15 protein-coding genes are annotated in these 26,488 nt (G+C 39.0%); 2 read left to right on the forward strand and 13 right to left on the reverse strand.

Going from position 1 to position 26,488, the window contains the following annotated elements; genetic code table 11:
- Positions 1-80: 80 nt before the first annotated feature.
- A complete protein-coding gene (gene gmd / locus H6541_01360) occupies positions 81-1,199 on the forward strand; it encodes a GDP-mannose 4,6-dehydratase (GenBank protein MCB9014410.1) in 1,119 nt (372 codons plus the stop codon).
- Positions 1,200-1,225: 26 nt separating this feature from the next.
- Positions 1,226-2,335, forward strand: a complete 1,110-nt coding sequence (locus tag H6541_01365) for a GDP-L-fucose synthase (protein ID MCB9014411.1) — start codon at positions 1,226-1,228, stop codon at positions 2,333-2,335.
- Between the two features lie 183 nt (positions 2,336-2,518).
- On the opposite strand, the gene H6541_01370 is transcribed toward H6541_01365, so the two are convergent.
- The 13 genes from H6541_01370 to H6541_01430 all read right to left on the reverse strand — a co-directional run bounded on the left by H6541_01370 (position 2,519) and on the right by H6541_01430 (position 26,438).
- Complete coding sequence (locus H6541_01370; GenBank protein ID MCB9014412.1) at positions 2,519-8,149, reverse strand: cadherin domain-containing protein; 5,631 nt, start codon at positions 8,147-8,149, stop codon at positions 2,519-2,521.
- Between the two features lie 402 nt (positions 8,150-8,551).
- On the reverse strand, positions 8,552-12,634 hold the full coding sequence (locus H6541_01375; GenBank protein ID MCB9014413.1) for a cadherin domain-containing protein: 4,083 nt from the start codon (positions 12,632-12,634) through the stop codon (positions 8,552-8,554).
- A 441-nt stretch (positions 12,635-13,075) separates the two neighbouring features.
- A complete protein-coding gene (locus tag H6541_01380) occupies positions 13,076-15,541 on the reverse strand; it encodes a polysaccharide biosynthesis tyrosine autokinase (protein ID MCB9014414.1) in 2,466 nt (821 codons plus the stop codon).
- 8 nt (positions 15,542-15,549) lie between these two features.
- Positions 15,550-16,314, reverse strand: a complete 765-nt coding sequence (locus tag H6541_01385; protein MCB9014415.1) for a polysaccharide biosynthesis/export family protein — start codon at positions 16,312-16,314, stop codon at positions 15,550-15,552.
- Between the two features lie 151 nt (positions 16,315-16,465).
- Positions 16,466-17,872 (reverse strand): sugar transferase, encoded by a 1,407-nt coding sequence (locus tag H6541_01390; protein ID MCB9014416.1) that lies wholly within the window; start codon positions 17,870-17,872, stop codon positions 16,466-16,468.
- 383 nt (positions 17,873-18,255) lie between these two features.
- Positions 18,256-19,143 carry a glycosyltransferase gene (locus tag H6541_01395; protein ID MCB9014417.1) on the reverse strand — a complete coding sequence of 296 codons (888 nt, stop codon included), beginning with the start codon at positions 19,141-19,143 and terminating at the stop codon, positions 18,256-18,258.
- A 177-nt stretch (positions 19,144-19,320) separates the two neighbouring features.
- Complete coding sequence (locus tag H6541_01400; GenBank protein MCB9014418.1) at positions 19,321-20,070, reverse strand: WecB/TagA/CpsF family glycosyltransferase; 750 nt, start codon at positions 20,068-20,070, stop codon at positions 19,321-19,323.
- A complete protein-coding gene (locus H6541_01405) occupies positions 20,067-20,978 on the reverse strand; it encodes a glycosyltransferase (GenBank protein ID MCB9014419.1) in 912 nt (303 codons plus the stop codon). The genes H6541_01400 and H6541_01405 overlap by 4 nt, the downstream gene beginning before the upstream one ends.
- The gene (locus H6541_01410; GenBank protein ID MCB9014420.1) at positions 20,975-22,033 is read right to left on the reverse strand and encodes a glycosyltransferase; all 1,059 of its coding nucleotides are present in this window, start codon (positions 22,031-22,033) and stop codon (positions 20,975-20,977) included. The genes H6541_01405 and H6541_01410 overlap by 4 nt, the downstream gene beginning before the upstream one ends.
- A gap of 18 nt (positions 22,034-22,051) precedes the next feature.
- The gene (locus tag H6541_01415; protein MCB9014421.1) at positions 22,052-22,942 is read right to left on the reverse strand and encodes a glycosyltransferase family 2 protein; all 891 of its coding nucleotides are present in this window, start codon (positions 22,940-22,942) and stop codon (positions 22,052-22,054) included.
- A gap of 9 nt (positions 22,943-22,951) precedes the next feature.
- The gene (locus H6541_01420; GenBank protein ID MCB9014422.1) at positions 22,952-23,713 is read right to left on the reverse strand and encodes a hypothetical protein; all 762 of its coding nucleotides are present in this window, start codon (positions 23,711-23,713) and stop codon (positions 22,952-22,954) included.
- A 212-nt stretch (positions 23,714-23,925) separates the two neighbouring features.
- Positions 23,926-25,086 carry a glycosyltransferase family 4 protein gene (locus H6541_01425; GenBank protein ID MCB9014423.1) on the reverse strand — a complete coding sequence of 387 codons (1,161 nt, stop codon included), beginning with the start codon at positions 25,084-25,086 and terminating at the stop codon, positions 23,926-23,928.
- 122 nt (positions 25,087-25,208) lie between these two features.
- Positions 25,209-26,438, reverse strand: coding sequence for a hypothetical protein (locus H6541_01430; protein MCB9014424.1), 1,230 nt, complete (start codon positions 26,436-26,438; stop codon positions 25,209-25,211).
- Positions 26,439-26,488: the final 50 nt, after the last annotated feature.

Raw genomic sequence — 26,488 nt, forward strand, 5'->3', positions numbered from 1 at the left:
TTGCGGGGAGGCCAAACCATTGTTGAAGTTTTTTGTTTTTTTATAACTTTGTTGGTAATTGTCATCTAATAAAATTATATATGTCGCAAAAAGTAGCACTTATTACAGGTGTAACCGGGCAAGACGGAGCCTATCTTGCTGAATTTCTATTGCTAAAGGGTTATATTGTTCATGGTTTAAAACGGCGTAGTTCTTTATTTAATACTGACAGAATTGATCACCTGTACCAGGATCCGCATATTGAAAACCGTAATTTTATTCTTCACTACGGCGATATGACAGATTCCTCAAATCTGATTAGGATAGTTCAGGAAGTACAACCTGATGAGATATATAATCTTGCAGCCATGTCGCATGTTAAAGTGAGTTTTGACTCGCCTGAATATGTTGCAGATGCAGATGGAATTGGTACTTTGCGACTGCTGGAAGCCGTGAGGCTGCTGGGTCTGGGAAATAAAACCAGAATTTATCAGGCTTCAACCAGTGAGTTATATGGTTTGGTACAGGAAGTTCCGCAAAGTGAGAAGACTCCTTTTTATCCGCGTAGCCCATATGCTGTGGCAAAATTATATGCATACTGGATTACGGTGAATTATCGGGAAGCTTACGGGATTTTTGCTTCCAATGGTATTTTGTTTAATCATGAATCTCCAATCAGAGGCGAAACTTTTGTAACCCGCAAGATAACCAGGGCTGTTGCTCGCATAGCATTGGGCATGCAGGATAAGCTTTTTCTGGGAAATCTTTCGGCAAGACGCGACTGGGGGCATGCCAAAGACTATGTAAAAGCAATGTATCTGATACTTCAACAGGACAAGCCTGATGATTTTGTCATTGCCACCGGTGTGACTACCGAAGTTCGTGAATTTGTAAAAATGGCTTTTCAACAAGTTGGGATTGAACTTGATTTTATTGGTGAAGGAGTAAACGAAAAGGCTGTGGTTAAATCATGCATGAATCCTGAATTTAATTTGCCTGTTGGAAAAGAAGTTTTGGCTGTTGACCCATCTTATTTCAGACCCACAGAAGTGGAATTGCTGATAGGAGATCCATCCAAATCAAAATCAGTTTTGGGCTGGGAACCCGAATATGATTTGAAAGGGCTGGTTAAAGATATGATGGAAGGAGACTTGCAGCTGATGAAAAAAGATAAATACCTTCAGGATGGAGGTTACAATACATTGAGTTATTTCGAATAGATTATTACGATTATTAAAACAACCTGATGAATAAAGAAAGTAAAATCTACATTGCAGGGCACCGGGGCCTTGTGGGTAGTGCAATTGTCAGAAATCTCAAGTTAAAGGGATACCACAATCTGCTTCTGCGCTCGCATGCAGAGCTTGATTTGGTTGATCAAAAGGCCGTTGCGGAGTTTTTCAGGCAGGAAAAGCCTGAATATGTTTTTCTTGCTGCAGCTAAAGTTGGAGGCATTATGGCCAATAATACCTACCGGGCTCAGTTTATTTATGAGAACCTGCAGATTCAAAATAATGTTATTCACCAATCTTATGTGAATAATGTGCACAAGCTGCTTTTTTTGGGAAGCAGTTGCGTTTATCCTAAAAATGCACCTCAACCCATAAGTGAGGATTCATTGCTCGGAAGTGAGCTTGAATATACCAATGAGCCCTATGCCATTGCAAAAATTGCAGGAATGAAAATGTGTGAATCATATAACCTGCAATTCGGTACTAATTATATTTCAGTAATGCCCACTAATCTTTACGGGTATAATGATAATTATCATCTTGAAAATTCTCATGTTCTTCCTGCACTAATCCGGAAAATGCACTTAAGCCATTGTCTTGAGTCTGGCGATTTTAATGCTATCAGGGCTGATTTTTCAAAATATCGTGCCGATGGTGTAACCGGCAATTCTTCAGATGAGGAAATAATTCTTTATCTTAATAAAAAAGGAATATTTCAACATGTGTCAGATGCAAATCCTTCGGTTAAACTTGAACTTTGGGGAAGCGGCTCACCTTTGCGCGAATTTTTATGGAGTGATGATATGGCCGATGCATGTGTTTTTATTCTGGAAAACTATAATTTCTCGGATCTTGTTTCAGGTAAAGAACTGAATCCGAAATCTGAAATCCGTAATACCCATATCAACATTGGGTCTGGCCTTGAAATAACTATTCATGACCTGGCCTATCTGGTTAAAGATGTGGTCGGATTTAAGGGTGAGATTGTATTTGATAAATTAAAACCTGATGGAACTCCCCGTAAACTGCTGAATGTTTCAAAACTCAATAATCTGGGCTGGACTAGTAAAATGAGCCTTGCTGAAGGGATAAAAATGGTCTACAAGCATTATATAGGCGAATAAACATTTTTTTTATCCTTTACGCTATTTATTAAGCTCTGTTGTTAGATCAGCAGAGTTTTTTAATTTTTGGTGTCATTTCCCCGAATGGGAGGGAAGCTGCAGCTCAATTCTGTTATTTCACAAAAAAAGGGCTGACCCCGTGTGTCAGCCCTTAACCGAATAATCATCGGCGCTGGTTTTGAATTATTGTTTAATTAATTTAGTCGTTTTGGTATTTGTGCCATCACTGATTCTTAACAAATACATGCCAGTGTTCATGTTACTTAAATCAATGGCCTGTTTAAGGTTGCTTTGTTCAGAAGTTTCAGAGAATACTACTCTTCCCGATAAATCGAAAACTTTAATTTCAGCCGGGTTGGTCAAACTGCTAAATTCAACTGTGAACTGACCATTTGACGATGGATTGGGATAAACATTATACTGAATTATAGCTGCATCGTTTTCTTCAGCTGCTATTTCATTTTCACCATCTTTTTTCTTTACAACTCTTATGGTCATTGTGCCATCTGAATAGCGGGTTGGGCTTCCATTGTCATACACCCTGATTCTAAGATAAAATACAGGATTGGTGGCTGGATTAATAGCACCTGCATTGTTAACCGTGATAATACCTGTAGCTGCATCTACTCTGAATGCACTGCTGGTGTTGCCTCCTGCAATGGAATAGCTGAGCGTTTGTCCTGCGTCAGGGTCATTTGCTATTACTTGGCCAACAAAGGTTCCAACTCTTGAGCGTTGAATTACGTTGAAGGTTGAGTTGGTAACAACCGGAACTTCATTGACATCTGATAATTGTATGGTTATTATGGCATCTGTATAGAGATGCTCAGGGCTGTTGTCAGTAGCGCGGATGGTCAGTATAATAACCGGGTTGGATTCATAGTCAAGAAGGTCAGAGTTAATTACTGATATTCCGCCATTGTAAAGCGCTACAGAAAAGGCATTGCTGATGCTGCTTTCTATAAGCGAAAATGTAACTCTTTGGTTGATGTCAGGATCTGTTGCTTCAACTCTTCCGGGAGATGAGCCAACAGGGCTGTTTTCTGCCATCGAGAACGATTGATTGGCAAATTCAGGGGCTTCGTTTATGTCCTGAATGTTTATAACGATTAATGCAGATGCAGAGCCCGCCGGTGTACCATTGTCAGTAACATTTACAGTTAGGTTGAATTGTGTTACACTTTCAAAATCAAGTAATTGATTGTTGATTACGCTAAGTTTGCCTTGCTGATTGAGAGAGAAAACGCCTTGCTCATTTCCTGCTGTAATATTCCAGCTCATGGTTTGCCCGAAGTCAGGATCTGTTGCAATCAGCTGTCCAACCAATGAACCGTTGGGAGTGTTTTCAAAAATGGTAAATGTTTGGTTGTCAATAGACGGGGCTGAATTTCCTGAATTGAGTGTAATATTTACCTGAGCACTGGATGAAAGCGAGGGGGTTCCATTGTCCTGCACTGTTACAGTTAATGCAAAAACAGGTGTGGTTTCCGGATTAAGAGCCTCACTATTGGCTACTGAAAGTAATCCTGTTGCCGGATTTATAACAAAAGCCCCATTATCGTTTCCGGATGTGATTGAAAATGCGAGATTCTGATTAAAGTCAGGATCTGATGCTGCTATAATGGCTACTTCAGTTCCGTTGGATGCAAAGGCTTGTAAATCAATGTTTAAATTGTTGATGACGGGCGATTCGTTAATGTCATTTAGCTGGATGTTTACCACGTTTTGTGTGTACAATGAAGGAGTTCCATTGTCACTTACTTTTACCGTCAAGTCATATTGGCCACAGTTTTCAAAGCAAACAAACCCATTAACACTGATTTTACCAGTTGATGGTTCAATTATAAATGCGTTGTTGGTGTTTCCGGCCATTATACTGAAATTAAGCAACTGTCCTGCATCCTGATCTTCTGCACTTACATATCCCACCATTGTCCCCGCTGAAACATGCTCATTAACGGAAAGCGTTTGATTTGCAGGGAGCTCCGGATTTTCATTCAAATCATTCAGTGTAACTGTTATGATGGCTGAAGCTGATTCAGATGGCGTGCCATTATCAGTAACATATATTTCCAGATTAAAAATGGCATTGGTTTCAAAATCAAGCATGCTGGCATTAGCAACAGAAAGCAATCCCCCGATTCCGATCTGGAATGCATTTCCGGTGTTTCCTGAGTGGATAGCATAGGTTAATATTTGTCCTGGATCAGGGTCAGAGGCTACTACCTGGCCTATGATATATCCATTGGCAGGATTCTCATCTGTCTGATAAGTTTGATTGGCGATTTCAGGTTGTGAGTTTACAGGATGAATGACGATTGATACCTGGGCCAATGACGAAAGTGAAGGATTGCCGTTGTCCTGTACTTTTATAGTAAGTTCAAATAGTGGGTGAGTAATATAGTTAACAGCACTGCTATTTGAAACTGTCAAAATGCCGGTTGCAGGCTCAATGCTGAATGCGTTACTTAAATTTCCACTTTCAATTGAATAAGAGAGCATCTGATTAAAGTCAGGATCACTGGCTAAAATTGTACCTACAATGGTGCCAGCTGCTGCATAACTTTCCACTTCAAACATTTGATTTGATATCAGCGGATTTTCGTTCACATCGGTAATCATTACCACAAATGTTTGTTCACTCCATAAAGCAGGAGACGCATTGTCAGAAACACGAACCACTAAAGCGTATTGTGGGCAGGTTTCAAAGCATACATTACCTGAAACCGATAGTACTCCTGATGATGCTGAAATAGAGAAAGCATTGCCGGTATTTCCGCCTACGATACTGAAAACTAATGATTGTCCGGAGTCAGGGTCGGTTGCTGAAACAATACCCACCTGTGTGCCTTCACTTACATGCTCAGCAACTGAAAATGAAGGGTTGCCAGTAAAGACCGGTGCTTCATTTACGTCTGAAACTGAGATAGTTATTAAAGCAATGGCAGATAAGGATGGTGTACCGTTATCGGTCACTTCAACCGAAAGTTGAAAACTCTGAATTGACTCGTAATTCAGGATTTCTGGGTTGGCAATGGTCAATAATCCTGTAGAACTAACTTGAAAGGCTTCGCCTGTGTTGCCAGCGGTAATTGCGAAGTCAAGCATTTGTCCCGGATCAGGGTCGCTGGCAGATATCTGTCCTACAACCGTATTTAAAAGGCTGTTTTCGTTAATGCTAAACGATTGGTTTTGAATTTGAGGGGCATTGTTTACTTCGCCCACATTTATAGTTACAGAGGCATAAGAGGCAAGTTGAGGTGCGCCGTTGTCCTGTACTTTAACAGTGAGGATAAACTGTGGATGAATCAGATAGTTTACTGCTGAGCTGTTTGCCACAGTTATATTACCATTGGCTGCATCAATGAAAAAAGCGCCACTGATATTGCCATCAGTAAATGAATAACTGAGAGCCTGATTAAAATCAGGATCTTCAGCGAGTACTGTTCCGACAAATGTTCCGTTGGGAGAGTTGCTTTCAACGCCGAATGATTGATCGGCTATCACAGGGTTTTCATTGATGTCAGTTAAATGAATTGCTACAGTTTTTTCATCCCATAAAACGGGCGAACCATTGTCAGTAGCTCTGATGGTGAGGGTGTAGCTGCTGCAGCTTTCAAAGCAAATAAATCCATTTACTGAAATCATTCCGGTGGATGGTGCAATGGCAAATGCATTATTTGTATTGCCGGAAATAATTGAAAATGTCAGCGATTGTCCTGCATCCTGATCTGTGGCAGCAACGATTCCCGTTTGTGTACCTGCAGGCGAATGCTCATTGATTAAAAAGGATTGACCGGCTGTAATAACGGGTGCTTCATTCTGGTTAAGAATGTTGATTTGAGCATTGGCTGTTGACATCAGGGAGGGCGAACCGTTGTCGGTTACCCTTATGCTTAAGGTAATGCTTTGAACAGCCTCGTAATTAAGCGCCTGCGAATTGCTTACACTTATGGTTCCATTCGTTGCATGAATCGTAAAAGCATTGTTAAGGTTTCCCGAAACGATTGAGAAGCTTAAATTTTGGCCCTGGTCAGGATCAGTTGCACTCATGGTGCCTGCAATAGTTCCTGCTGCTGCATTTTCGTTAACAGTGAATGTTTGCGCGTTGATTACCGGTGCTTCATTAACATTTGAAAGGTTGATAGTTATGTTTGCCGAAGCTGAAAGGTTACCAACGCCATTGTCCTGAACTCTGATAACCAATTGAAATACCGGAGTTAATTCGAAATTCAGAGCTGCGGGGTTTGCAACGCTTAATGCCCCTGATGAAGCATGAATTGAAAAGGCATTATTGGTATTTCCGCTTACAATGGAAAAACTCAGTGTTTGATTGGGATCGGGGTCCGAAGCTATTACATTTCCGACCAAGGCTCCTGCCTGGCTGTTTTCGGCAATGCCAAAGGTTTGATCAGATATTACCGGTGGTAAATTTGAGCTGCCACTTTCAATTTTCTCAAATGCGCCTATTTCAGGGATATTTCCTTGCGGAACAGGATTGCCATCCATATCTTCAAGCATGATGGTCGAGGTGCCGTGATTGATACAGGGCGAATTGCTTTGTAACCTGAAATTTCCATTAGGGGCATCAATAAAAAGTGGATTTCCTATAACCGAGTTGTTGCCGCCCTGCCCCGATGAGTAACAGTTATTGGTTTCTGACAAGGCATAGGGATAGTATTTGTAAATGGCAACATCTCCGGACTGAGAATAAAAGAATGTATTGTTTTTTACATTGATGTTGGCGCCTTTTATGTGGGTTCTGATGTTGTAAAAAGTATTATTGATAATCATACATACACTGGAGCTGTTGAGTGTGTTAACACCCACAGGAAGGTTTTTAAAAACATTGCCCAGTACCCGCAAGTTTGTTGAATGATTGTAAAGGCCATCCAGCTCTCCTTGAACAGTATTGTGTTCAACAAGGATGTTGTCACCGGTTCCGATGTAAATTCCGGCGCCTCCGTCAGGTGCAAGCAAAGGAGTGGTAATTGTATTATGGGTAATTCTTCCTGTGGCGGTGTTAGGTGCTGTGCTGTTTACAATAATCGCAAATTTGTTGCCTGAATTTGACCTGTCGATGGTATTGTTGTGAATGATAAAATTATTGCAGTTTCCAAGCAGCTGAATTCCGTCTCCGGCAGCTTGTGACTGCGATTGGCCAACATAATACCAGTTCATATTCACATCATGAATGTTACAGTTGGATATTTCAACATTGGTTACATCCTGAATAAAAACACCATCATCTGCTGTGGTGTGAATTTCAGTATTCAGTAAGCTTAACTTGTCAAAACCTGCTGTAGCCCTGAACCCCCATTGCGAGTTGCGTAAGATACAGTTGTCTATGGTGTTGTTGTAGCTGGTACTGCCTGCAAAATATACACAAGTGGTGGCATCGCCCGATGAGGCAATTTCCATATCGCGTACGGTACAGTTTTGAGTAAATCCCAAATCAACAACCTTGTTGCCACTACCACCGGTTGAGTAAAACAATGGCCTGGCGCCTTCACCGTAAGCTCCGATAGTAATGTTTGATTTTTGATAAAGAAATAGTTTTCCAGAGGTTACAAATGTTGTTCCTCTCTTTTGAAGATAAGTGTTTCCATTGGCAAATGATACCTGACTCCAGGAGCTGTATGGGTTACTTACTGTACCATTCTGAGGTGATCCTGAGAAGGAAGGGTCAATGTAAAAAGTTGTCTGGGAAACAACTGTTAATTGAACTACCAGAATTAATATTGCAATACCGGCAGCACGAAGTCCTGTAAAACCATTAAATTTTCTGGCTTTAAAAAAAAGTGAACTTTTCATCTTTCTTTTCTGTTAGTTGAAATTTTTACTTGGTTGAGTAGTTGTAGTGTTTCACTCCTCATTTTAAGATTTTCGCCCGGGTTTTTAATCCGAACTGAATCATAGTTTTATCAAAAAAAATCTAAAAAGTAATTTGGAAATTTTGACTTTTCTTTTCTTTAGAATGAATATTGATAAATTGTGGTTAGCCAGGCTGAATTAAAAATGAAGTTTTAAAATGGTGTAAAACAATAAGTTGAGATAATTATGTAATTTTGTAACTAAGTAAATGGTATGAAAGTGTATGTTGGTGTAAATGACAATATAAATGTTGTAAACGTGTATAAAACATAAAAAAAATAAAAAAAGCGGCTGCTCTGTAATCGCAGCCGCAAAAGGAAAACATATAAAAGGGAGGTCGATCTAGTTCTTTATAACCTTATGTGTAAACGAACTGTTTGGTGAGGAAATTTTCAAAAAATAAGTTCCTTTTGGTTGACCCGATAAATCAATTGTGTTGGAAGTTGCTGTTTGAAATTTCATGAGGCTAATCATTTTCCCTGAAATGTCAAATACCTGAAGGCTATATGAATCAGTAAGCTGTTCTGCATCAATATGGAAAATTCCGTCAGGAGAAGGGTTGGGGAAAATTTTCAGATTTTCAGGTTGGATGTTTTCAATCGCCATGGTTACTCCCGATCCCGTATTTTCGTCTGAAATAACAGCTATTTTCAGGTTTACAGTGCCTGAGTATTCATCATTTTCATGGTCTGTTACGCTGATAATAAGCGTAAACTCCGGATTTTCAGAAATATTTAAAGCTGCACTGTTATTTACCGATACGACTCCTGTTGATGTGTTGATGTTAAATGCATCAGCTGTATTCCCCTCAATAATGCTGTATGTCAGGTTTTGATTTAAATTGATGGGTTCAATCCGGTAAATTTCTGTATTTACTGGAGTAAATTCTGCAATACTGATACTTCCTGGGCTTATGAAGGGTGATTCATTTACATTTGTCAGATTAACGGTTATTGTTGCATCACTGTATAAGTGCTGAGAACTGTTGTCGGTTGCCCTTACCCTTAGGTTAAACACAGGATTTGTCTCAAAATCAAGCGCTGCTGAGTTTTTTACTCCCAGACTTCCTGTATAGGCTGCCAGCTCAAAAGCATTATTGGTATTGCCTGATATTATCTTAAAGGTTACGGATTGACCAGCGTCGGGATCAGTTGCATTCACATAGCCAACCCTCGCCCCGTTAAACAGGTTTTCAGGGATTGTAAAGCTCTGGTTTGCAATTTCAGGAGCTTCATTTACATCCGTTAATTTTATTGTTACAGTAGCCTGTGACCATAAATTTCCGGAACCGTTATCTGTAACTCTTACTATAAGTCCAAATGATTGTGTTACTTCAAAATTCAATGCTGTCGAATTATTTACACTTAATCTGCCATTGGAGGTGTTGATGGCAAATGCATTGCTGATGTTTCCTGCCACTATACTGTATGATAGCGTTTGTCCCTGATTGGGATCTGAAGCCAATACTGTTCCTATGAAAGACCCATTGGATTTGTTTTCAGCTGTAATGAAACTTTGATTTGTTATTACCGGTGGCTGATTTGACTGTGAGCTTACAATTATTGTAATTGTAGCCTGGGCATAAAGAGCTGGATTTCCATTATCCGTTACTCTTACTGTTATGTTATAACTACCGGGGTTGAGGGCCCCTGAATTGGCAACTGTCATTTTGCCATTTGTAGTATTTAATGCAAATATGTTGCTATTATTGCCAGCAGTAATTGAATACCTCAGCGTTTGTCCATTGTCAGGGTCTGAGGCAAGCACTGTTCCTATGAATGTTCCATTAGGCAGGTTTGCAGTAGTATTGAATGTTTGATTTGCAATTACAGGAGGCTGATTGCCGGTTGGCTCAACTGTAATTGTGACAATGGCTTGTGAAAATAGCGCCGGAATACCGTTGTCAGTTACACGGACGGTGAGATTGAAATTCCCCGGACTCATGTAGCCTGAATTGGCAACCGTTAATTTTCCGCTTGTGGAATTGAGTGAAAATGTGTTGTTTGTATTTCCTGAAATGATTGAAAATGTTAATGTTTGATTTTCATCAGGGTCTTTTGCAGCAATATTTCCAATAACTGTCCCATTTGAAGCATAGGCTGTTGCAGTAAATGTCTGGTTGTCAATAAGTGGGGCTTGGTTTCCTTGTTGTGAAACTACAATTGTTATTGTTGCCTGTGCATAAAGTGCCGGACTGCCATTGTCTGTCGCTCTTACTGTCAGATAGAAATTTCCAGGGGTTAGCGCACCTGAATTGGCCACAGTTAACCGTCCGGTTGAGGCGTTAAGCAGAAAAACATTGCTGGTATTTCCTGATATTATTGAATATGAAAGAGATTGACCGGCATCGGGGTCTGTAGCAACAACGGTTCCAACCACTGTTCCATTGGGTGCATATCCCTGAACTCCAAAAGTTTGGTTAGCAATTACAGGCGATTGGTTGCCTTGTTGCGTTACTGTTACTGTAACATTTGCCTGAGCGTAGAGTGCCGGTGTGCCGCTATCGGTAGCTCTTACAGTTAATGAGAATGTTCCCGGGTTTAATGCAGCAGAGTTTGATACACTTAATTTGCCATTAGACGCATTCACGGAAAATGCATTGTTCGTGTTGCCTGCCATTATTGCAAATGAGATGGTTTGGTTGAGGTCAGGATCGCTAGCAATGATTGTTCCCACTATTGTGCCATTTGTTGTGTTCTGGATAACCGAAAAAGATTGATTTTGAATAACGGGTGTTTCATTGACGTTATTGAGTGATACAGTAACCGTAGCCTGGGAAGACAGGTTGCCAGCCCCATTATCAGTTACTCTGATGGTAAGAGAGAATGAAGAAATACTTTCAAAATTTAATGCCGCACTGTTAGCTACGGATAATTGACCGTTGACTGTATTTAAAGTGAAAGCATTGTTGGTGTTGCCTGAAATTAAAGTAAAAGCAAGTGTTTGGCCTGCATCAGGATCAGAAGCTGTTACTGTTCCAACAGCAGTACCAGACTGACTGTTCTCATTGATTGAGAAAGTCTGATTGTTGATGACTGGTGGGTTATTGCTTGTTTGTCCTCCTGAATACTCAAACGCACCCATGTCCGGTGCATTTCCCTGCGGCAATGAAATATTGTCCATGTCATACTGCATTGGAGTGGCTGAACCATGGTTAATGCAGGGTGAAGTGCTTTGTAGTCTGAAATTTCCTGCAGATGCATTGATAAACATGGGGTTTCCAACAATTGAATTATTCCCGGGCTGGCCACTTGAATAGCAATTGGTGTTTTCTGTTAAAATGTAAGGGTAGTATTTGTAAATAGCCACATCGCCGGTTTGGGTAAGATTAAAAATATTATTGACGACATGAATGTTGGCTCCTTTTATTTGAGTTCTTACATTGTGAAATGTATTGTTTGCAATGTAAATAGTTGAAGTGCTGTTTAATGAATTAACCCCAACCGGCAGGTTTTGAAAAACATTTCCAAGAATTTTTAAACCCGGAGTGTGATTGTATATACCATCAAGCTCCCCTTGTATGGTGTTGTGCTCAACTAAGATGTTATTTCCTGCACCCAGATATATTCCTGCCCCGCCATCACCTTCAGATAATGGAGTGGTGACGATATTATGAGTTATAACCCCTGTGGCATTATTGGGAGTGTCACTGTTGACAATAATACTGAATTTGTTTCCCGAATTGGAGCGGTTGATTATGTTGTTGTGAATGATGAAGTTGTTGCAATTGCCCAACAATTGAATACCATCGCCGGCTGCCTGAGATTGCGAATGGCCAACATAATACCAGTTCATGTTTACATCATGAATGTTGCAATTTGAAATTTCAACATTGGTCACATCCTGAATGAAAACTCCGTCATCTGAAATGGTGTGTATTTCAGTATTGGTAAGTTTAATTTTATCAAACCCTGAAGTTGCTCTGAACCCCCACTGACAGTTTCGAAGTATACAATTATCAATGGTGTTGTTGTAACTACTTGCTCCTGCTATAAGAATGCAGGTAGTGGCGTTGCCCGTTGAGGCAATTTCAAGATCTGAAACTGTGCAATTTTGTGAGAACCCGATGTCTACCACTTTAGTACCAGATCCCCCCGAACTGATAATAATGGGTCTGGCTCCGCTGCCATAAGCCCCAATCGTAATGTTTGATTTCTGATAAACAAATATTTTTCCTGAAGTTGTGTAGGTCGTTCCTCGTTTTTGCAGGTATGTATTACCATTGGCAAAGCTTACCTGGGCCCATGAGCTGTAGGGCGTTTGAATATTGCCGTTTTGTGTAGTTCCTGAGTATCCCGGGTCAATGTAAACCGTGGCACTAAATAGCAGTGATGTGTAAAAAACTACAAGGAACAAGGTTAAAACTATAAATCTCAATTTAACTTTGTATTCATTCTTCATTGAGTTAGCAGTTCTGTCGTTCATTTTAATTGTTTTTTTATTAATCCCCGATTGTTGCAAATTGATGTGTCATGAAGCGCCCTTTTTTATTGTTGGCATTTTCCCAGATAGATAGTCAGGCCAAAATTCAACGATTGTTCATGGATACTCAGAATGCATTGATTTTTTGTCGGTATCAAAATGTGTTGATGATTTCATACCGGTCACATATGCTTATTGAAAATTGTGCCATTGGTATCCTCTTTTTTCAAAAATTGGTCTTCTCTAAACTTAAGGCAGATGTACAGGCGGGCAGGGTAACGAATTGAGCTAATCAGGTGCTTAAATAGATTTAGTAATTTAAAATTAGTCTTAATAGGATAGAGGATTTTCGGGTCAAATCATTCCCCGTATTGGGGAATTTGTCTACATAAAAAAAGCCTTACTCAATTGAGAAGGCTTTTATAAAAACACAGATGAAGTTATCTATTTTTTTGTTGACTTGCTTTTTTTCTTGTTTTGGCTTTTGCGGAAAAAATCAAGAAATGATTTTTGATTTTCCTCGTTATAATAAGTGTATTCATAACCATAATCATACATCATTCCCCTGGCTTTTACGTCGTTGATTACAACACTCACATGTTTGATGTTTTTTTGTTGCATTTGTTTGGTGTTATTCAGGAAAGCTTCTTTGTGCGTGTATCCTTGCCTGACAACATAAATGTTAACATCAGAGTATTTCATCAGCAGGTAAGCATCAGATACTACTCCAACAGGAGGTGAATCGATAATGATGTAATCGTAAATTTCCTTGAGTTCGGCAAATACTTCATCGGTTCGCTCTGAAGCTATTAATTCAAGCGGGTTAGGTGGTACAGGCCCTGCTGAAATATAGTCCAGGTTCTGAATGTGCGTTGGTTGTATGATATTGGGAATGGCAGCCTTGTTAATGAGCGTTGTGCTCATGCCTGTCTTGTTCGATAAGTTGAAATCCTGATACAGTTTCGGTCTTCGTAAATCAAATCCTATTAAGAGTGTCTTTTTCCCAAATAAGGCAAAAACTGAAGCTAAATTCTGGGAAACAAATGATTTACCTTCGCCACTGTATGAAGATGTTACCAGAATAACCTGTTTGTCAATACCTTTTGTGTAAAACTGTAAATTGGTTCTTATACTTCGGAATGATTCAGATATTGGAGAGTTAGCGGCATCGGATATGACAATTTTTTGCTTGCTCTCGTTGTGAAATACATGACCAAGTATAGGGAAATTTGTTAGTGATTCTACTTCCTTTTTACTTGAAATTTTCATGTTCATAAAGTCCATTATCAGAATAATGATAAACGGAATAGCAAGTGCAGCAAGTAAAGCAATGATGTAGTTGAGTTTTTTCTTGGGAAAAACAATGCTACTGGTCACGTGCCTGGCCGGATCTATGACTTCGTAATCAGGAGCATTAGAGGCGCGGGCTATCTGAGCTTCAGAACGCTTCTGCAAAAGGTAAGTGTAAATGGCGTCGTTAAGCTTAAATTTTCTTTCAATGCCAAATAGTTGTCGTTCAGTCGATGGTAACCTCGACATCTCACTGGATATCTTGGCTGTCCTGTTTTCAATGTCCTGAAGTGCAATATTTGTAGTGGCCCTATTGTTGGTTATATTCTCCTGAATGGTCTTTTTTAAGTTGGCAATCTGAATCTCAATATTGTTCAGAAACAGATTTTTGGTGTTGCCCCTGTTGAGCAAATTTGTTCTTTCTGAATTTAAAGTGATCAGTTGCGATATCAATTGATTTAAAAGTGGCTCCTGAATTCCCATTGAAGAGGGGGCAATCAAATCAGACATGTCGCGGTTTTTATCAAAATATTCGCTGATATAATCATAATATTTTTTTTGCATGATAAGTATAGCGCGCTGATTTTCAAGTTCATTCATCTTTTCAAATGATTTTTGCCCTTGGAAACTTAAGTCCATTACCCTGTTTGATGTTCTGAAATTCTGCAGTTTGCTTTCGGCATAGGTGAGCGAGTCAGATACTTCAGTTATCTGGCTGTCAATAAACTTAACCGTATTGATAGCTATCCGGTTTTTCTTTTCCAGATTTCGCTCAAGATAGGCGTTTGATAGTGTATTCAAAAAGTCCGTTATTTTATACCTGTTGTCACCTACCATTGATATTTCAACCAATGATGATGTTTTTGAGGTGTTCACTGCAGAAATAGAGCGGAGGTATTGTAGCGTAAGGTCGTTAAGATTATTGAAGGCAAAATAGGCTTTTTGGTCTTTCCATTCGTTTATGGCGTTGTTGTTGGCCAAATGAACTTTAAAACTGTAATTTTTACCCTTTATTTCTTCTCCGAATTTATAGATGCCTTTGATTCTGAATGTGTCAGCTAAAAATATGACATCCTCCTGCAAATAGTCGTATATGGGTACATTCAGACCAAAAGCGTCTATCATTATTTCCTTGTCATTCAGTATTCTGAAGTTAAAAGGAAAGTTAATCGGTTGAACACTGGATTTGTCAATACTTATTTTTATGGGAGGGTTGGGGTATATTTCTTTATCGCGGCGAAAAAATTCATACTTAAGAAGATTCCCATATTTGTAGTCTTCCTGGTAAATGCTGCTTTCAAGGTTAAGCTCAACTATAGCATCATTGATTAAAGTAAATGAATTCAGAACTCCAAGTTCGTTCTCAATATTCTTGTTGCCTGCAAACATGCCAAAACCCTTCATGATATCCTGCGATGTCAGAAATGAGTTTTTCTCGTCGTCGTTAAGCAGGAGCACAGTTTGGTTTCTGAAAATTGTGGTTGCTGTTTTGTTAAACAGATAAGCTGCACCCAAAACAAGAACAGCAGAAATTACAAACCAGTATTTATATCTTATTAATTTAAATATCAGGTCTTTGTAGTCTGTTTTTTGCTGAAATATTTCCTCTGATTTTTTCATGGTGTTATTTATCTGAAAAAGTACAAGATGGTTACAAGAGTTGTGGCTGTTGCCAGTAGTGTGGAATATGTGAAAGTGCGCAGGTTTCTGAATTTGGTTTTGATAGGTTCTACAATAACTATATCGTTAGGCTGGAGATAAAAAAAGTCTGTTTCTACAATGTTTTTATCGGTTAAATCTACTGAATAATACTGGATTATTCCATTTTTCTCTCTCACCAGGGTAATCTTGCTTTTGTCGCCGTAATCTGTTATACCCCCGGCAAATCCAATGGCCTGAAATATGTTAAGCTGGTCTTTAAAAAACGGAAATTCTCCCTGGTTTTTCACTTCTCCCAATACGGTGATGTTGCTGTTGACAAATTTGATTGTGATGGATGTGTTGCTCAGATACTGGCTAAGCTCCTTCTCAATTTTTTCTTTGGCTTCCTTGAGGGTTAAATTGTTGACATTAATTTCTCCGACAAAAGGGAAGTCAATATTTCCCTGCTCGTTAACCGTATAGCTAATCAGGTTAATGTTAAGCCCGCCCGTGAGGTTGCTTTCATTGCTGAATATTCTGGCCGTGGCTTCTTCTATGCTCAGCACTTTAATGTAAAGATTGTCGAAAGGCTGAATTCGTTTAATGGGCCGGGCGTGGTTGTACTCCGATTTAAGGATGGTTGTTGTTTCGTCCTGAACATATTTCAGTTTTTCCTGAGGCACGCATGAACCCAATGTGAGCATGGCAAGCATAAATATCAGGAGTGAACGGGATTTGATACTGTTATTCATCTTTTTACTTAAATTAAATTTGTTTGAACTCTTGTCTGATTGCTCAGTATTTTTTTTAACTGTTTGGCGTTTTGATGTTTATTGGTAAAGATAAAAAATATTGTTAATGACTGAAAAACAAGTGTTTATTGGTTTGTTGCAAGGGCTTGTTTTACTGTCCTGAGCCTCTGACAACCGTTTGAACGGTTTTAATTAAAAGTAAGATATCCATTTTAAAAGACCATGAGTCGATATACTGAAGGTCGAGTTTCATCCACTCTTCAAATGAAATGTTATTTCTATTGGGCGCAATTTGCCAGATACATGTTATGCCAGGACGCATGGAAAGTCGTCTGAGCTGCCAGCGTTCATATTGTTTTACCTCTTTGGGCAGTGGTGGCCGGGGTCCAACCAGCGACATGTCGCCTTTGAGTACGTTAAAGAACTGTGGAACTTCATCAAGCCCTGTTTTTCTCATAAAACGCCCGATGGCAGTTACTCTGGGGTCATTCTTAATTTTAAAAACCGGGCCATCCATTTCGTTTTGCGCTTCAAGCAATTCCCTGAGCTTTTCAGCGTCCTGAACCATTGTTCTGAACTTGTAAATGTTAAATTCACGTCCCCTGAGTCCGATGCGCTTTTGCTTAAAAATTACCGGGCCTTTTGATGTTAATTTTATGATGGCTGCCAAAATCAATAACACGGGTGACCATATCAGCAAAATAAAAAAGGCAGCAATTAAATCAACTACAAATTTCCATTGATGAGCAACCCTGTTGGCTGGTGTGTTCATGAATGACAAAAAAGGGACATCATCAAAATAACTTAAAAAGGTTTTGGTAGCCGACATGTGGAAAAATGACGACTGCATCCTGAAAATTACCCCAATTTCTTCACAGGCGTAAACCATTTTCTTGATCTCTTCCTGATTTATGTCGTTGCGGCAGTACAAAACTTCATCCACTACATGAAATTTGATGAGGCATGGCAGACTTTTGGTTTGTTGTATCACTTTAACCCTGCTCCCAAATACTTCTGAAATTAATTCGGAATCCGAAATAATGGCCATTATTCTGAATCCCCATTCTTTATGGAGGTAAAGTCTTTCAATGAAGTCTACACAGTTTTGGTCTGCTATCAGTATAATATTACGCGTGTTCATCCCCTTGTCAAGGAGATTTTTATGGTAGCGGTATGAAAGCATGATGATGATATTCAACAGCACAAAATCAATTACAGCAAATGCAATTAAAACTGCACTGTTTATCTGTTTTAGATTCAGCAATATCATCAGCAATGCGAGAAATCCGGTGCCGGTGGCTACAAACAGCAAGCTCTCAATCAAAATGACGATTGAGTCTTTGGCCCTGTAAAATTTGGTGAGATTGGTTTGGTAAACGCCCAGGTACCACAGAGGGATGATAAACATGCCCAATGTTAAATACTGGCTGTTGTATGAAACTGCCCCGCTAAAGTATATGCGAATAAACTGAAATGCTCCGATAAAAGCAAATACTGAAACTATCGTTATGATAATTCCAAATATTCGGCTTCCTAAATCTTCGCGTTCGCTTATCATTAGTTGAGGTCTGTTTTTAGATTAATGTCAGGGCATACAGACTGTAACTTGTTTAGTCGTAGTTTTTAACAATTACAAACAAGCATTGTTTAATTTTTTTTGATTAAAATCAATACGGGTATGTTGCTAATGCTGCCATTCAGAAATTTCTGAGTTTCCTTTTGGGCCAAGAGGTGGTTTGCGTTCATTTCTCTTTCTGATTTAAAAGAGGTGTGAATCTTTCCTTTTGCCTTACAATCAATTGAATACATTCAAATGTAAACTTTTTCTATATAGCATTGACTGATTTATTGCTATTGACAATTATTTTTTTACCCATAAAAAGAAGGCATTATTACTGACTAGCTAAACTTAGCAAGTCTTATGTAAAATGGCAGTAAAAGTTATAGAGTGAATGGTAGATTTCTGGCATTCCAGCGGCCATTATCATAGTAGATATTTTTGTATGCGGCGGCTGCAAAGGTTTTTGGAATAAAGTAATTACTTATCATTTTAGAAACGGGATATTCATGAAGAAAAGAGTTGCCAACTAAACGATTGACAAACCTGAGCTTTTTGTAATTATGAATGATATCAGATGAACATTTAGTTTTCATGATATTGATGGCTGTGTCCATTTCGTTAATACAGGTATCATAGTAGTTTTTTGCCCGATTTTCTGAGTGAAATCTGTACCCACTTAAAATGCAGTCTACTGAGTATAGTTCGCTGTGTAAAAAGAATCTTGTCCATAGTTCTCCGTCAACCATGAATTTGTAGTCTTCATTGATAAATCCACCGCTTTTTTCCCAGAGACTCCGGCGCCAGAAAACAGATTCTTGTTGGATCCAGCCATATTTTCCTAGCAAAAAATCATAAATATTTTTTGGCACACGCGAAGCGTTTGTCATTGCTCCATTTTCATTCCACCACGAATTAAAGCCAACAATCCATTCAACTTCAGGAAAAAGGTTGAAGATTTCAGCTACCACATTTAATGACCAGGGTGTTAGCTTATCGTCACTGTTAATCCAACCCATTATTTCTCCGCTGGTTTTTGAGAAACCTTTATTGATTGCATTCCCGTGGCCTGTATCTTTTTCACTTGTCCAATAATGCAGCCTGTCTTCGTGTTTTTTAATGATATCTGCCGAACCATCAGTGCTTCCGCCATCAATAATTACATATTCAAGATTAGAATAATTCTGATCCAATACTGAATGAATGGTATCGTCAAGAAATCTTGACTGATTAAAAGATGGCGTAACGATGGAGATTTTTGGAAGACCCATTATGTATTGTTTCAGTTCGGAGAAAACAAAAACAGTGCCGCTTGTGAATTGTTCATTATTTGCATGCTATTTAAAGATATTGGGAACAATCATTGAAAATAAAGAACCTGCAAGATGGCCATAGTTAGGTTTAGTGTTGTTCTCCTTGTTAAGCAATTCTTTGATGCTGAGAAAAAGTTAGTGCCGATCCCGGCTTTTGCTCAATGAGAATTTCAGAATATTTGCAAAAAACACAAAGTTTCCGATAAAATACCTGTTAAAGAGCCGGGCTGGCTCATGAAGAAATCTGTAAAACCATTCAAGACCAGAGGTTTGCATCCACCTGGGAGCTCTTTTGATGTTGCCTGACATAAAATCAATAATGGCACCACCTGCAACTGCCAGTTTTACGTCAGGCAGTTTATGGATATGCTCACTTATCCACAATTCCTGCATGGGAACACCCATTCCCAAAATCAGCAAACCAGCCTTACTTTGCCTGATCGAATCAATGATTTCGGATTCCTGATTTTGATTAAAATATCCATCGCTATAACCAACAACAAGCTTGCTTTTTGCCCGATTGTTTATTTTTTCAGCAGCTATGGATGCTATCCCCGGTTTAGCTCCAAGCAGATAAACACTTGTAGAAATTGAATGAGCCTGGTCAATTAATTTAGGAATAAAATCAGTACCATTCATATTTTCTTTAAAACGGATACCTGCAAACCAACTTGCTATTTTCATGCCAATACCATCGTTCAGAAGCAGGTCGGCCTGTTGTAATGAATTGTAATATTGCTTGTTGCGGACTGCAATATTAAAACAATGGGCATTTATAAAAAAGAGGGTGCTGCTTTTAGGCCCTTTAAGCAAGGTTGAGCAGGTTTCAAGCGCCTCCCGGGTATTAAGCAAATCAATGTGGACGAAGTAGAATTTCTGTTTCATGCTTTTCCTGATTGTGATGTGTTTGAAAAAAGCTGGAAAATAAAGAAATTTCTGTTTTTTAATCGTTGACTGAAACTTTGCCACATAAGCTTGCGCAGTAATTTTTGCTGATTATGGTTAACCGTTTTGGGCATTTTTTTTAGTTTGCCTTCAAAATATCCTGAAAGATAAAACCACGATCCTGTGATAAAAGGCGGTTTAACCAAATCGTGCAGAACTTTAAGTGTTAAATAGCTCCAGCTATATCCAAGCTTATAAGCTCCCAGTCCCTGCCTTTTTCTGCCTTTTTTAGATGAAAATCTGCCAATGGGCCTGTTTTGTTCGTAGTTGATATCTCTGAAAGCTGCAGTCGAGAATCCTTTTTCAATAGCCAGCAAGTTATCGGCGCAATCCCACCCGAGGTCTTTGGGAAAATTTTCAGATGATTCAAGAAATTTCCTGTTATATATTTTGAAATCGCCGTTCGTATGCCATTCTGGACTGATAATGAAAACTTTACGGTCATTTTCAATCGCAAATGGAGTCCCGGATACAATCCCAAAGTTGTCGGACTTGACTTTAAGGGCAATGGCCTCCATAAACTGCGGGCCAAACCGAATATCAGCATCCATTTTTACAATGAAGTCGTATTCAATGTTCTGACTGTCTATCAGCGATTTGCCCTTTAGAAATAGTTTTACAATTTTTCCGCCAAGCACGTAGGTTGTTTCACTCTGCTCATTAAAATAATATTGAATCAATGACGATTTAGCCATGTAATGTTCGATTACACTGCGCATTTGATCAGTTGAACCGTCATCAAGTACAAGCACACTTTCAGGAAGCAGGGTTTGGCTCAGAATAGAGTCAATGGTAACTGAAATGCCTTCAGCTTCGTTTTTTGCAGGAATAACAATTACATATTTCATGGCTTTTTTTTTGAAGATATGGCGTTGGGGGAATTCAGATGATGGTGGAATGCCCGGGCGAAATTGTCCCAGCTATAGCGGGTGATAAAGCTGGTAAAAATGTCATTTGAAACCGAGGGAGCATTGGTTTTTTCATTTATGATACTGATAAGTTCAGGATACGAACTGAAGGTTTTTACAATACCTTCCTTTTCAAGGTCCGAAAATGCTCCTGTGCAGGGGCCTACCGAAAAACCGCCCTGTGCGATTGTGTCCATTAATACACCCGAACTTAAAACATATTTACTTTCGTAAGTAAAAAGTATTATCGACGATTGATTAATTAATTCAGACAACTCAGACTGTGTCGCAAAACGGTTTTCAATGATAATCTTGTCGTTGGCATATTTCATTATAACATCTGCATAATCAGGGGAGTAAATCTTGCCAATAATGTGTATGGCATATTTGTTCTCCAATTTTTGCTCATACAAATAGGCCAGAAATTTATCAATAGCTTTGTGCTCTGCTATGGTCCCCCATATCAGTATGTCAATTGTGGGTTGATTGTTTTTTTTGAGATTCATCCGGTTTTTAACAGGATGTGGGAAATACATTACTTTATGACCCATTCCCGGAGCTATGGTTTCAATATAAGTGATTCCTTCGGTGGAGTGGGTGATCATTTTATCAGTTTTTAAAGGGAGAAGCCTGAAAAACAGGTTTTTCATAAATTGCCCCCTGTTATTGTGCGATTCTTTATTATGAACTGTCCAGATTACTTTTTTGCCGGAGAGTTTGTAGGCATAAAGCAGCAGAATAAATAATGCAGATTGAAGTGTTCCGAATCGTTTATCGGGCAGGTTTTCAATCCAGTTCAGGAAAAGTATATCGGTGCGGCGAAAGTAAAAAAGCATGTTTAATATGCCTTTGTTTGTTTTGTCGCCAGCATTTAAAAAGTGGAAGTAATTTCCAAAAGCCTGCACCAAATCGTCAATATAAGGATTGTATAACTCTTTGTTTACCCTTATTTTGGTATTTGGATAGATGTAAGCATTTAATTTTTTTTCTCCCATGTTTGATTGCTGAATTTATTAATGCTGCTTTTTTATTTTGAACAGGCCTAGTAATTTCCATTTCAGGAAACCGCCGATGTATTTCGAATATTTCAACAGCAGTGCACGATATGCTTTAATGGATTGAGCGTGTAATTTGTAAAATTTCAGTTCCTTCTTTACATTGTAGTTTGAACGGATACTGATGAGGGATTCGTAAAGTTTACTCCAATGCCCGTTGTGCATTAATCCTGAACTGCTTTTGTCGTTCCATATTTTCAGATTTGGATGAACTACTATATTAAATCCGGCATAAAGGGCTCTGAGCGTGTAGTCACTATCGCCGTGATATTGTGGAAAATCAGTTTCATTCAGCAGCCCTGTTTTGTTAAAAATTTCCCGGCTGATAATGGTGCCCATTCCAGGGAGCCAGTCGGCACTGAATGGTTTGCAGTATTCTTCTGAATCAGGCTGGTTAAGGCCAAACATGTCCTTATCACCATTTATTCTGTTGAAGAAACCTCCCATTGACCAGATGATATTCTCTTTGCCGGAAATATATATTTTTGAACCAAGAACAGTATGTGGCCCATATAGTTTTGTAAGAAGTTCAACCTGTTCCATATAGTCGCTGGCACAAATAATGTCGTTATTCCACCAGATGACATAGGTGCTGTACAGTTGCCTGAAAGCATATTCCATTCCTTTATTGATGGAGCCGCTCCACCAAAGATTCCCATTGCCTTTTAACAAATGAACCCATGGAAAATCGGCGGATATGCGCGTGCTGGTTTCGTCAGACGAACCATCATCCACCACAATAATGTCAAATTTTGAATTAAAGGGCTGCAGATTCAACAAACACTTTTCAGTAAAGCTGTATTTATTGAAAACAGGAATGATAAATGCCGCTTTTTCTGAGTTATCCATAAGCAGGGGTTATTGGGGGATTTCAGGAATTTTAAATTCAGCTTTTAGTTGGTTGTCAGGTGTTTTACCGGGTGTAAGCCATCGCAGGATGTGTCTTTTAAAGCCAGTGGAGCCAGCCATGTAATTTTCACCTGTGTTAATCACATACATGGCTCCTCTGAAAGGAAGCGGCTTGAGTATTTTTCCCGCTTCCTGAAATTTCGTAAGCCATTCGTTATGACCGTGATCAAACAGGTATCGGTTTTCTCTTTTATAACCGTTAAATTCCCATGTTTGAGGTAATTCGGATGGTTTAAAGTGTATGATATAACTGGTACCGCAAACTCTGTAGAATTTTGGAGCTTTCTTTGCCAGATTTTTATCGTAATGAAACTCATAGCCATTCTCAAAATACCAACCGTCATTATTGTTATTGGCTTCCTGGTGAACAAATGCGGCCAGCCGGTTGCTAATCAGATCGTCAGCATCAGTGAACATTACATATCCACCCTGGTATTGCTGCATTTCCTTCATCATCAGGCGCTTTTTGTAATATTTGTCAATCATTTGTTCTTCTGACGTAACAGGGGCTGGATAATCAACCTGAAATACACTTACCCTGCTTGCAAATTCGCTGCTGATATCAGGTTTTTCGTGACAGGCTATCATTACTTTAAATTCAGCACTTGTTTGATTAAAAACTGACGCAAGTGTTAAATTCAGCAGATGCTGAATCTTGGGCCAGTCAGAAGTGGTTTGGGCTGAACGGAGAGGAATGAGAAAATGAATCATATGTTTTGCAGGTTAAAATAATTTTTTGCTCTGTTTAAATAAGCTTTTACGCTGTGCTCTGTGCTGTCAACATAAACACATGAAGCCTGCTGTTGTTTGAATTTTCTTGATGATTAGTCAATATGCTGCTATAGCAACCCTGTTTTATTTTGGTTTTGCATCTGCAAATTAAACGTGCGTGTGTGGGTGAATTCAGGATGCCTGGTGGTGGGTTAGGAGCTTGTTTCTTTTTTCAGCAAGGTTTCAAACTCTTTCATCATAGCTTTTCCGGTTACATCCCAGTTTAAACGCGTGGCAAATTCACGATAAGATGACTGAGCCAGTTGTTCGTATTTTGATCGGTTTGAAAATGTTGTTTTGATATAATCGGCATATTCATCAACCGGGGCATCTAACGGAAATCGTTTGCCATTTACATCGTTTTTTATCAGAGTAGGAATTCCTCCTGTTTCTGTTGTGATGCAGGGAAGCCCATAGGAGTTAGATTCGGCAAAAACCATGGGTGTGCAGTCGGCTTGTGTTGGTAAAATAAGGAAATGGCTGTTTTTAAGCAGATGGTCGAGTTTTTGACGGCCCTCTTCAGTTGCTTTACTTACAAAGCCATGGTAATTTACAAATGAAGGGATGGTTTCCAAAGGAAGATTTTTAATGCCTACAATGTGAAGTTCTACTGGAAACCCTTGTTCATGAAGTCTTTGAGCAATCTTTAACGATAAGGCCCCGCCTTTTCTTATCCAGTCAACACCCATAAATAACAAAGTGCATTTTTCGGTACTTCGTCCGCTGATGTATTTCTGAACGCTATCTGCATCATTCGTATTCTCTATGTTTGTACCAAAAGTAATGACCTTGACTTTTTCAGGATTGGCATGGTACAATTCAATGGCTGATTGTGCTGCCCAATCTGATGAATAAAACAGCAAAGACGCATTGTTGATGGCATTTTGTTCCAGTTTTTCAGCGTTTTTATAAGAACTTATCCACAGGTTGCTGAACTTCTCGTAGTATCCGACCATTGGTCTGAAAGTGGCGTCAGTGTAAATAACCATCGGAATTTTTGTCTTCACATAGCCCAGTGCAGCAGCGCCCGGACTAAACACTATATCTGGCTTCAATTCTGCCAGTCGGGCTTCAATTTGCCGGGCATAGTTTTTTGCAACACCTGGCTGTCGGTCGGGGAGATAGTTTTTACCGAAAAGTTTTTTCAGTATTTTTCCCTTAAGGCGGTGATATAGATTGTTTTGGGTTTTTAATGACCCGATATACACTAAATCAGCGCCTTGCCTTATTAAAGATTTTGAAAGAAACAAGCCGGTCCCTGACCAGTTGTGAACATCTGAGGCGTCATAAATTGTTACATAGGCAATCTTCATAGAAAATAGCGTTTTATCAGTAAATGAAAAAAACAGCAAAATGTTCAATCCATGACGGCTTATAACATTCAGCAGTGCTGATTTATATTTGATTGAAGATTGTTAACAGGAACCCCGGAAGATTATGGAACTCCTTCTGTTGAAATTTCTTCTTCTGTTTCTTCTTCCTCATCGGTTTCTTTAAATTGTTGATCATGTTTGTGCACATCAATAAAGTAGAAAACAAAGCATAGGGCTACTATTGAATCGCTGGTGCCAAAAGCACTTGAGCCTGTAAACAGCGTAAGCAACATGCTGATGAAAAGGTATTTTAAGAAGGTATATTCAGAGCCGAGTTTGCTTTTAAGTACTGAAATAAAGGTGGCTATAATTGTCAGAACCATCAGGATTCCAAATCGGGAATATTCACCGATGAGGCCTACATCTGATTGGTAAAAACCTAAATAGTCCTTATAAGACTGAACCAGAACGCCATAATTTGAATTTTGACTGCTCACTCCGTTTCCAACTATATAGGCAAACCGATTGGGATTAAAAGTTGTAAGGAAAAACGTGGCTGAGCGAACACGGATGTCGTCATCTGATTGACTGCCCTGCTCTTTGGTAACTGCAAAGAGTTGCATGAAAATATCCTGAAATATAAAAAAGACAGGAATAAAACTGAGTAATACCAGCGTTACCAGAAGGAACTTAGATTTAATCTCTTTATTAAGTAAAATAAAAGCTATGGTGAGAAGTGCTATTGTAAAAAGGACTTGCCGTGTACCCATTAAAACAAATATGGATAAAAATAGCATCAGAATGCCCAGGTAAAAGAATTTGTATTCTTCAAAAAACTTTTTGAGCGAATAAAAATAGGTAATGATAATGTAAGAGAACCCGGGTAGAAATATGCGCAAAGTCCCCCTGTCTTCACTTATTCTAACATTAAAAAGTACATTTGGGTAAGCAAAAAATTGAACAATGTAGAAAAAAGCATGAATGATGGAAATGGCAATTATAAGATGAATAATAAACCGGGTTGGAATTTTAAGGGCGTGAAGCGTAAAATAAAACAAGTAATAATACATAAATCGTTGAGCTACCAGCGTAATCTTAAAGCTCTGCCCGTGCCCCTGATACGCCATGAACATGCTAAGAAATACCGCTATGAATATGGCATATACATGATATCTGAAATTTAGTATAAAGCCTTCTCCTTTGTCATATATAAGAGAAAGAACAATCGTTAATATCATCAAACCTATTCCTGAAAGCTCAATTAACTTCACCAGGCTGTCACCCAGATAAACAAAGTTAAAATAGCTGAGTGAGGCAAGTGCTATGTATATAACAATCAGCTTCTTAAACATAAATTTAAAATAGAGGATGGATGTTTGGTGTCATTGAGTTCGGTAAGAAT

It is taken from the genome of Lentimicrobiaceae bacterium (assembly GCA_020636745.1).
GTDB lineage: Bacteria > Bacteroidota > Bacteroidia > Bacteroidales > Lentimicrobiaceae > Lentimicrobium.

Bases quoted from the DNA above. Each gene is read 5' to 3' on its own strand.
- gmd (MCB9014410.1), top strand. From the start codon at position 81: ATGTCGCAAAAAGTAGCACTTATTACAGGTGTAACCGGGCAAGACGGA.
- H6541_01365 (MCB9014411.1), top strand. From the start codon at position 1,226: ATGAATAAAGAAAGTAAAATCTACATTGCAGGGCACCGGGGCCTTGTG.
- H6541_01370 (MCB9014412.1), bottom strand. From the start codon at position 8,149: ATGAAAAGTTCACTTTTTTTTAAAGCCAGAAAATTTAATGGTTTTACA.
- H6541_01375 (MCB9014413.1), bottom strand. From the start codon at position 12,634: ATGAACGACAGAACTGCTAACTCAATGAAGAATGAATACAAAGTTAAA.
- H6541_01380 (MCB9014414.1), bottom strand. From the start codon at position 15,541: ATGAAAAAATCAGAGGAAATATTTCAGCAAAAAACAGACTACAAAGAC.
- H6541_01385 (MCB9014415.1), bottom strand. From the start codon at position 16,314: ATGAATAACAGTATCAAATCCCGTTCACTCCTGATATTTATGCTTGCC.
- H6541_01390 (MCB9014416.1), bottom strand. From the start codon at position 17,872: ATGATAAGCGAACGCGAAGATTTAGGAAGCCGAATATTTGGAATTATC.
- H6541_01395 (MCB9014417.1), bottom strand. From the start codon at position 19,143: ATGGGTCTTCCAAAAATCTCCATCGTTACGCCATCTTTTAATCAGTCA.
- H6541_01400 (MCB9014418.1), bottom strand. From the start codon at position 20,070: ATGAAACAGAAATTCTACTTCGTCCACATTGATTTGCTTAATACCCGG.
- H6541_01405 (MCB9014419.1), bottom strand. From the start codon at position 20,978: ATGAAATATGTAATTGTTATTCCTGCAAAAAACGAAGCTGAAGGCATT.
- H6541_01410 (MCB9014420.1), bottom strand. From the start codon at position 22,033: ATGGGAGAAAAAAAATTAAATGCTTACATCTATCCAAATACCAAAATA.
- H6541_01415 (MCB9014421.1), bottom strand. From the start codon at position 22,942: ATGGATAACTCAGAAAAAGCGGCATTTATCATTCCTGTTTTCAATAAA.
- H6541_01420 (MCB9014422.1), bottom strand. From the start codon at position 23,713: ATGATTCATTTTCTCATTCCTCTCCGTTCAGCCCAAACCACTTCTGAC.
- H6541_01425 (MCB9014423.1), bottom strand. From the start codon at position 25,086: ATGAAGATTGCCTATGTAACAATTTATGACGCCTCAGATGTTCACAAC.
- H6541_01430 (MCB9014424.1), bottom strand. From the start codon at position 26,438: ATGTTTAAGAAGCTGATTGTTATATACATAGCACTTGCCTCACTCAGC.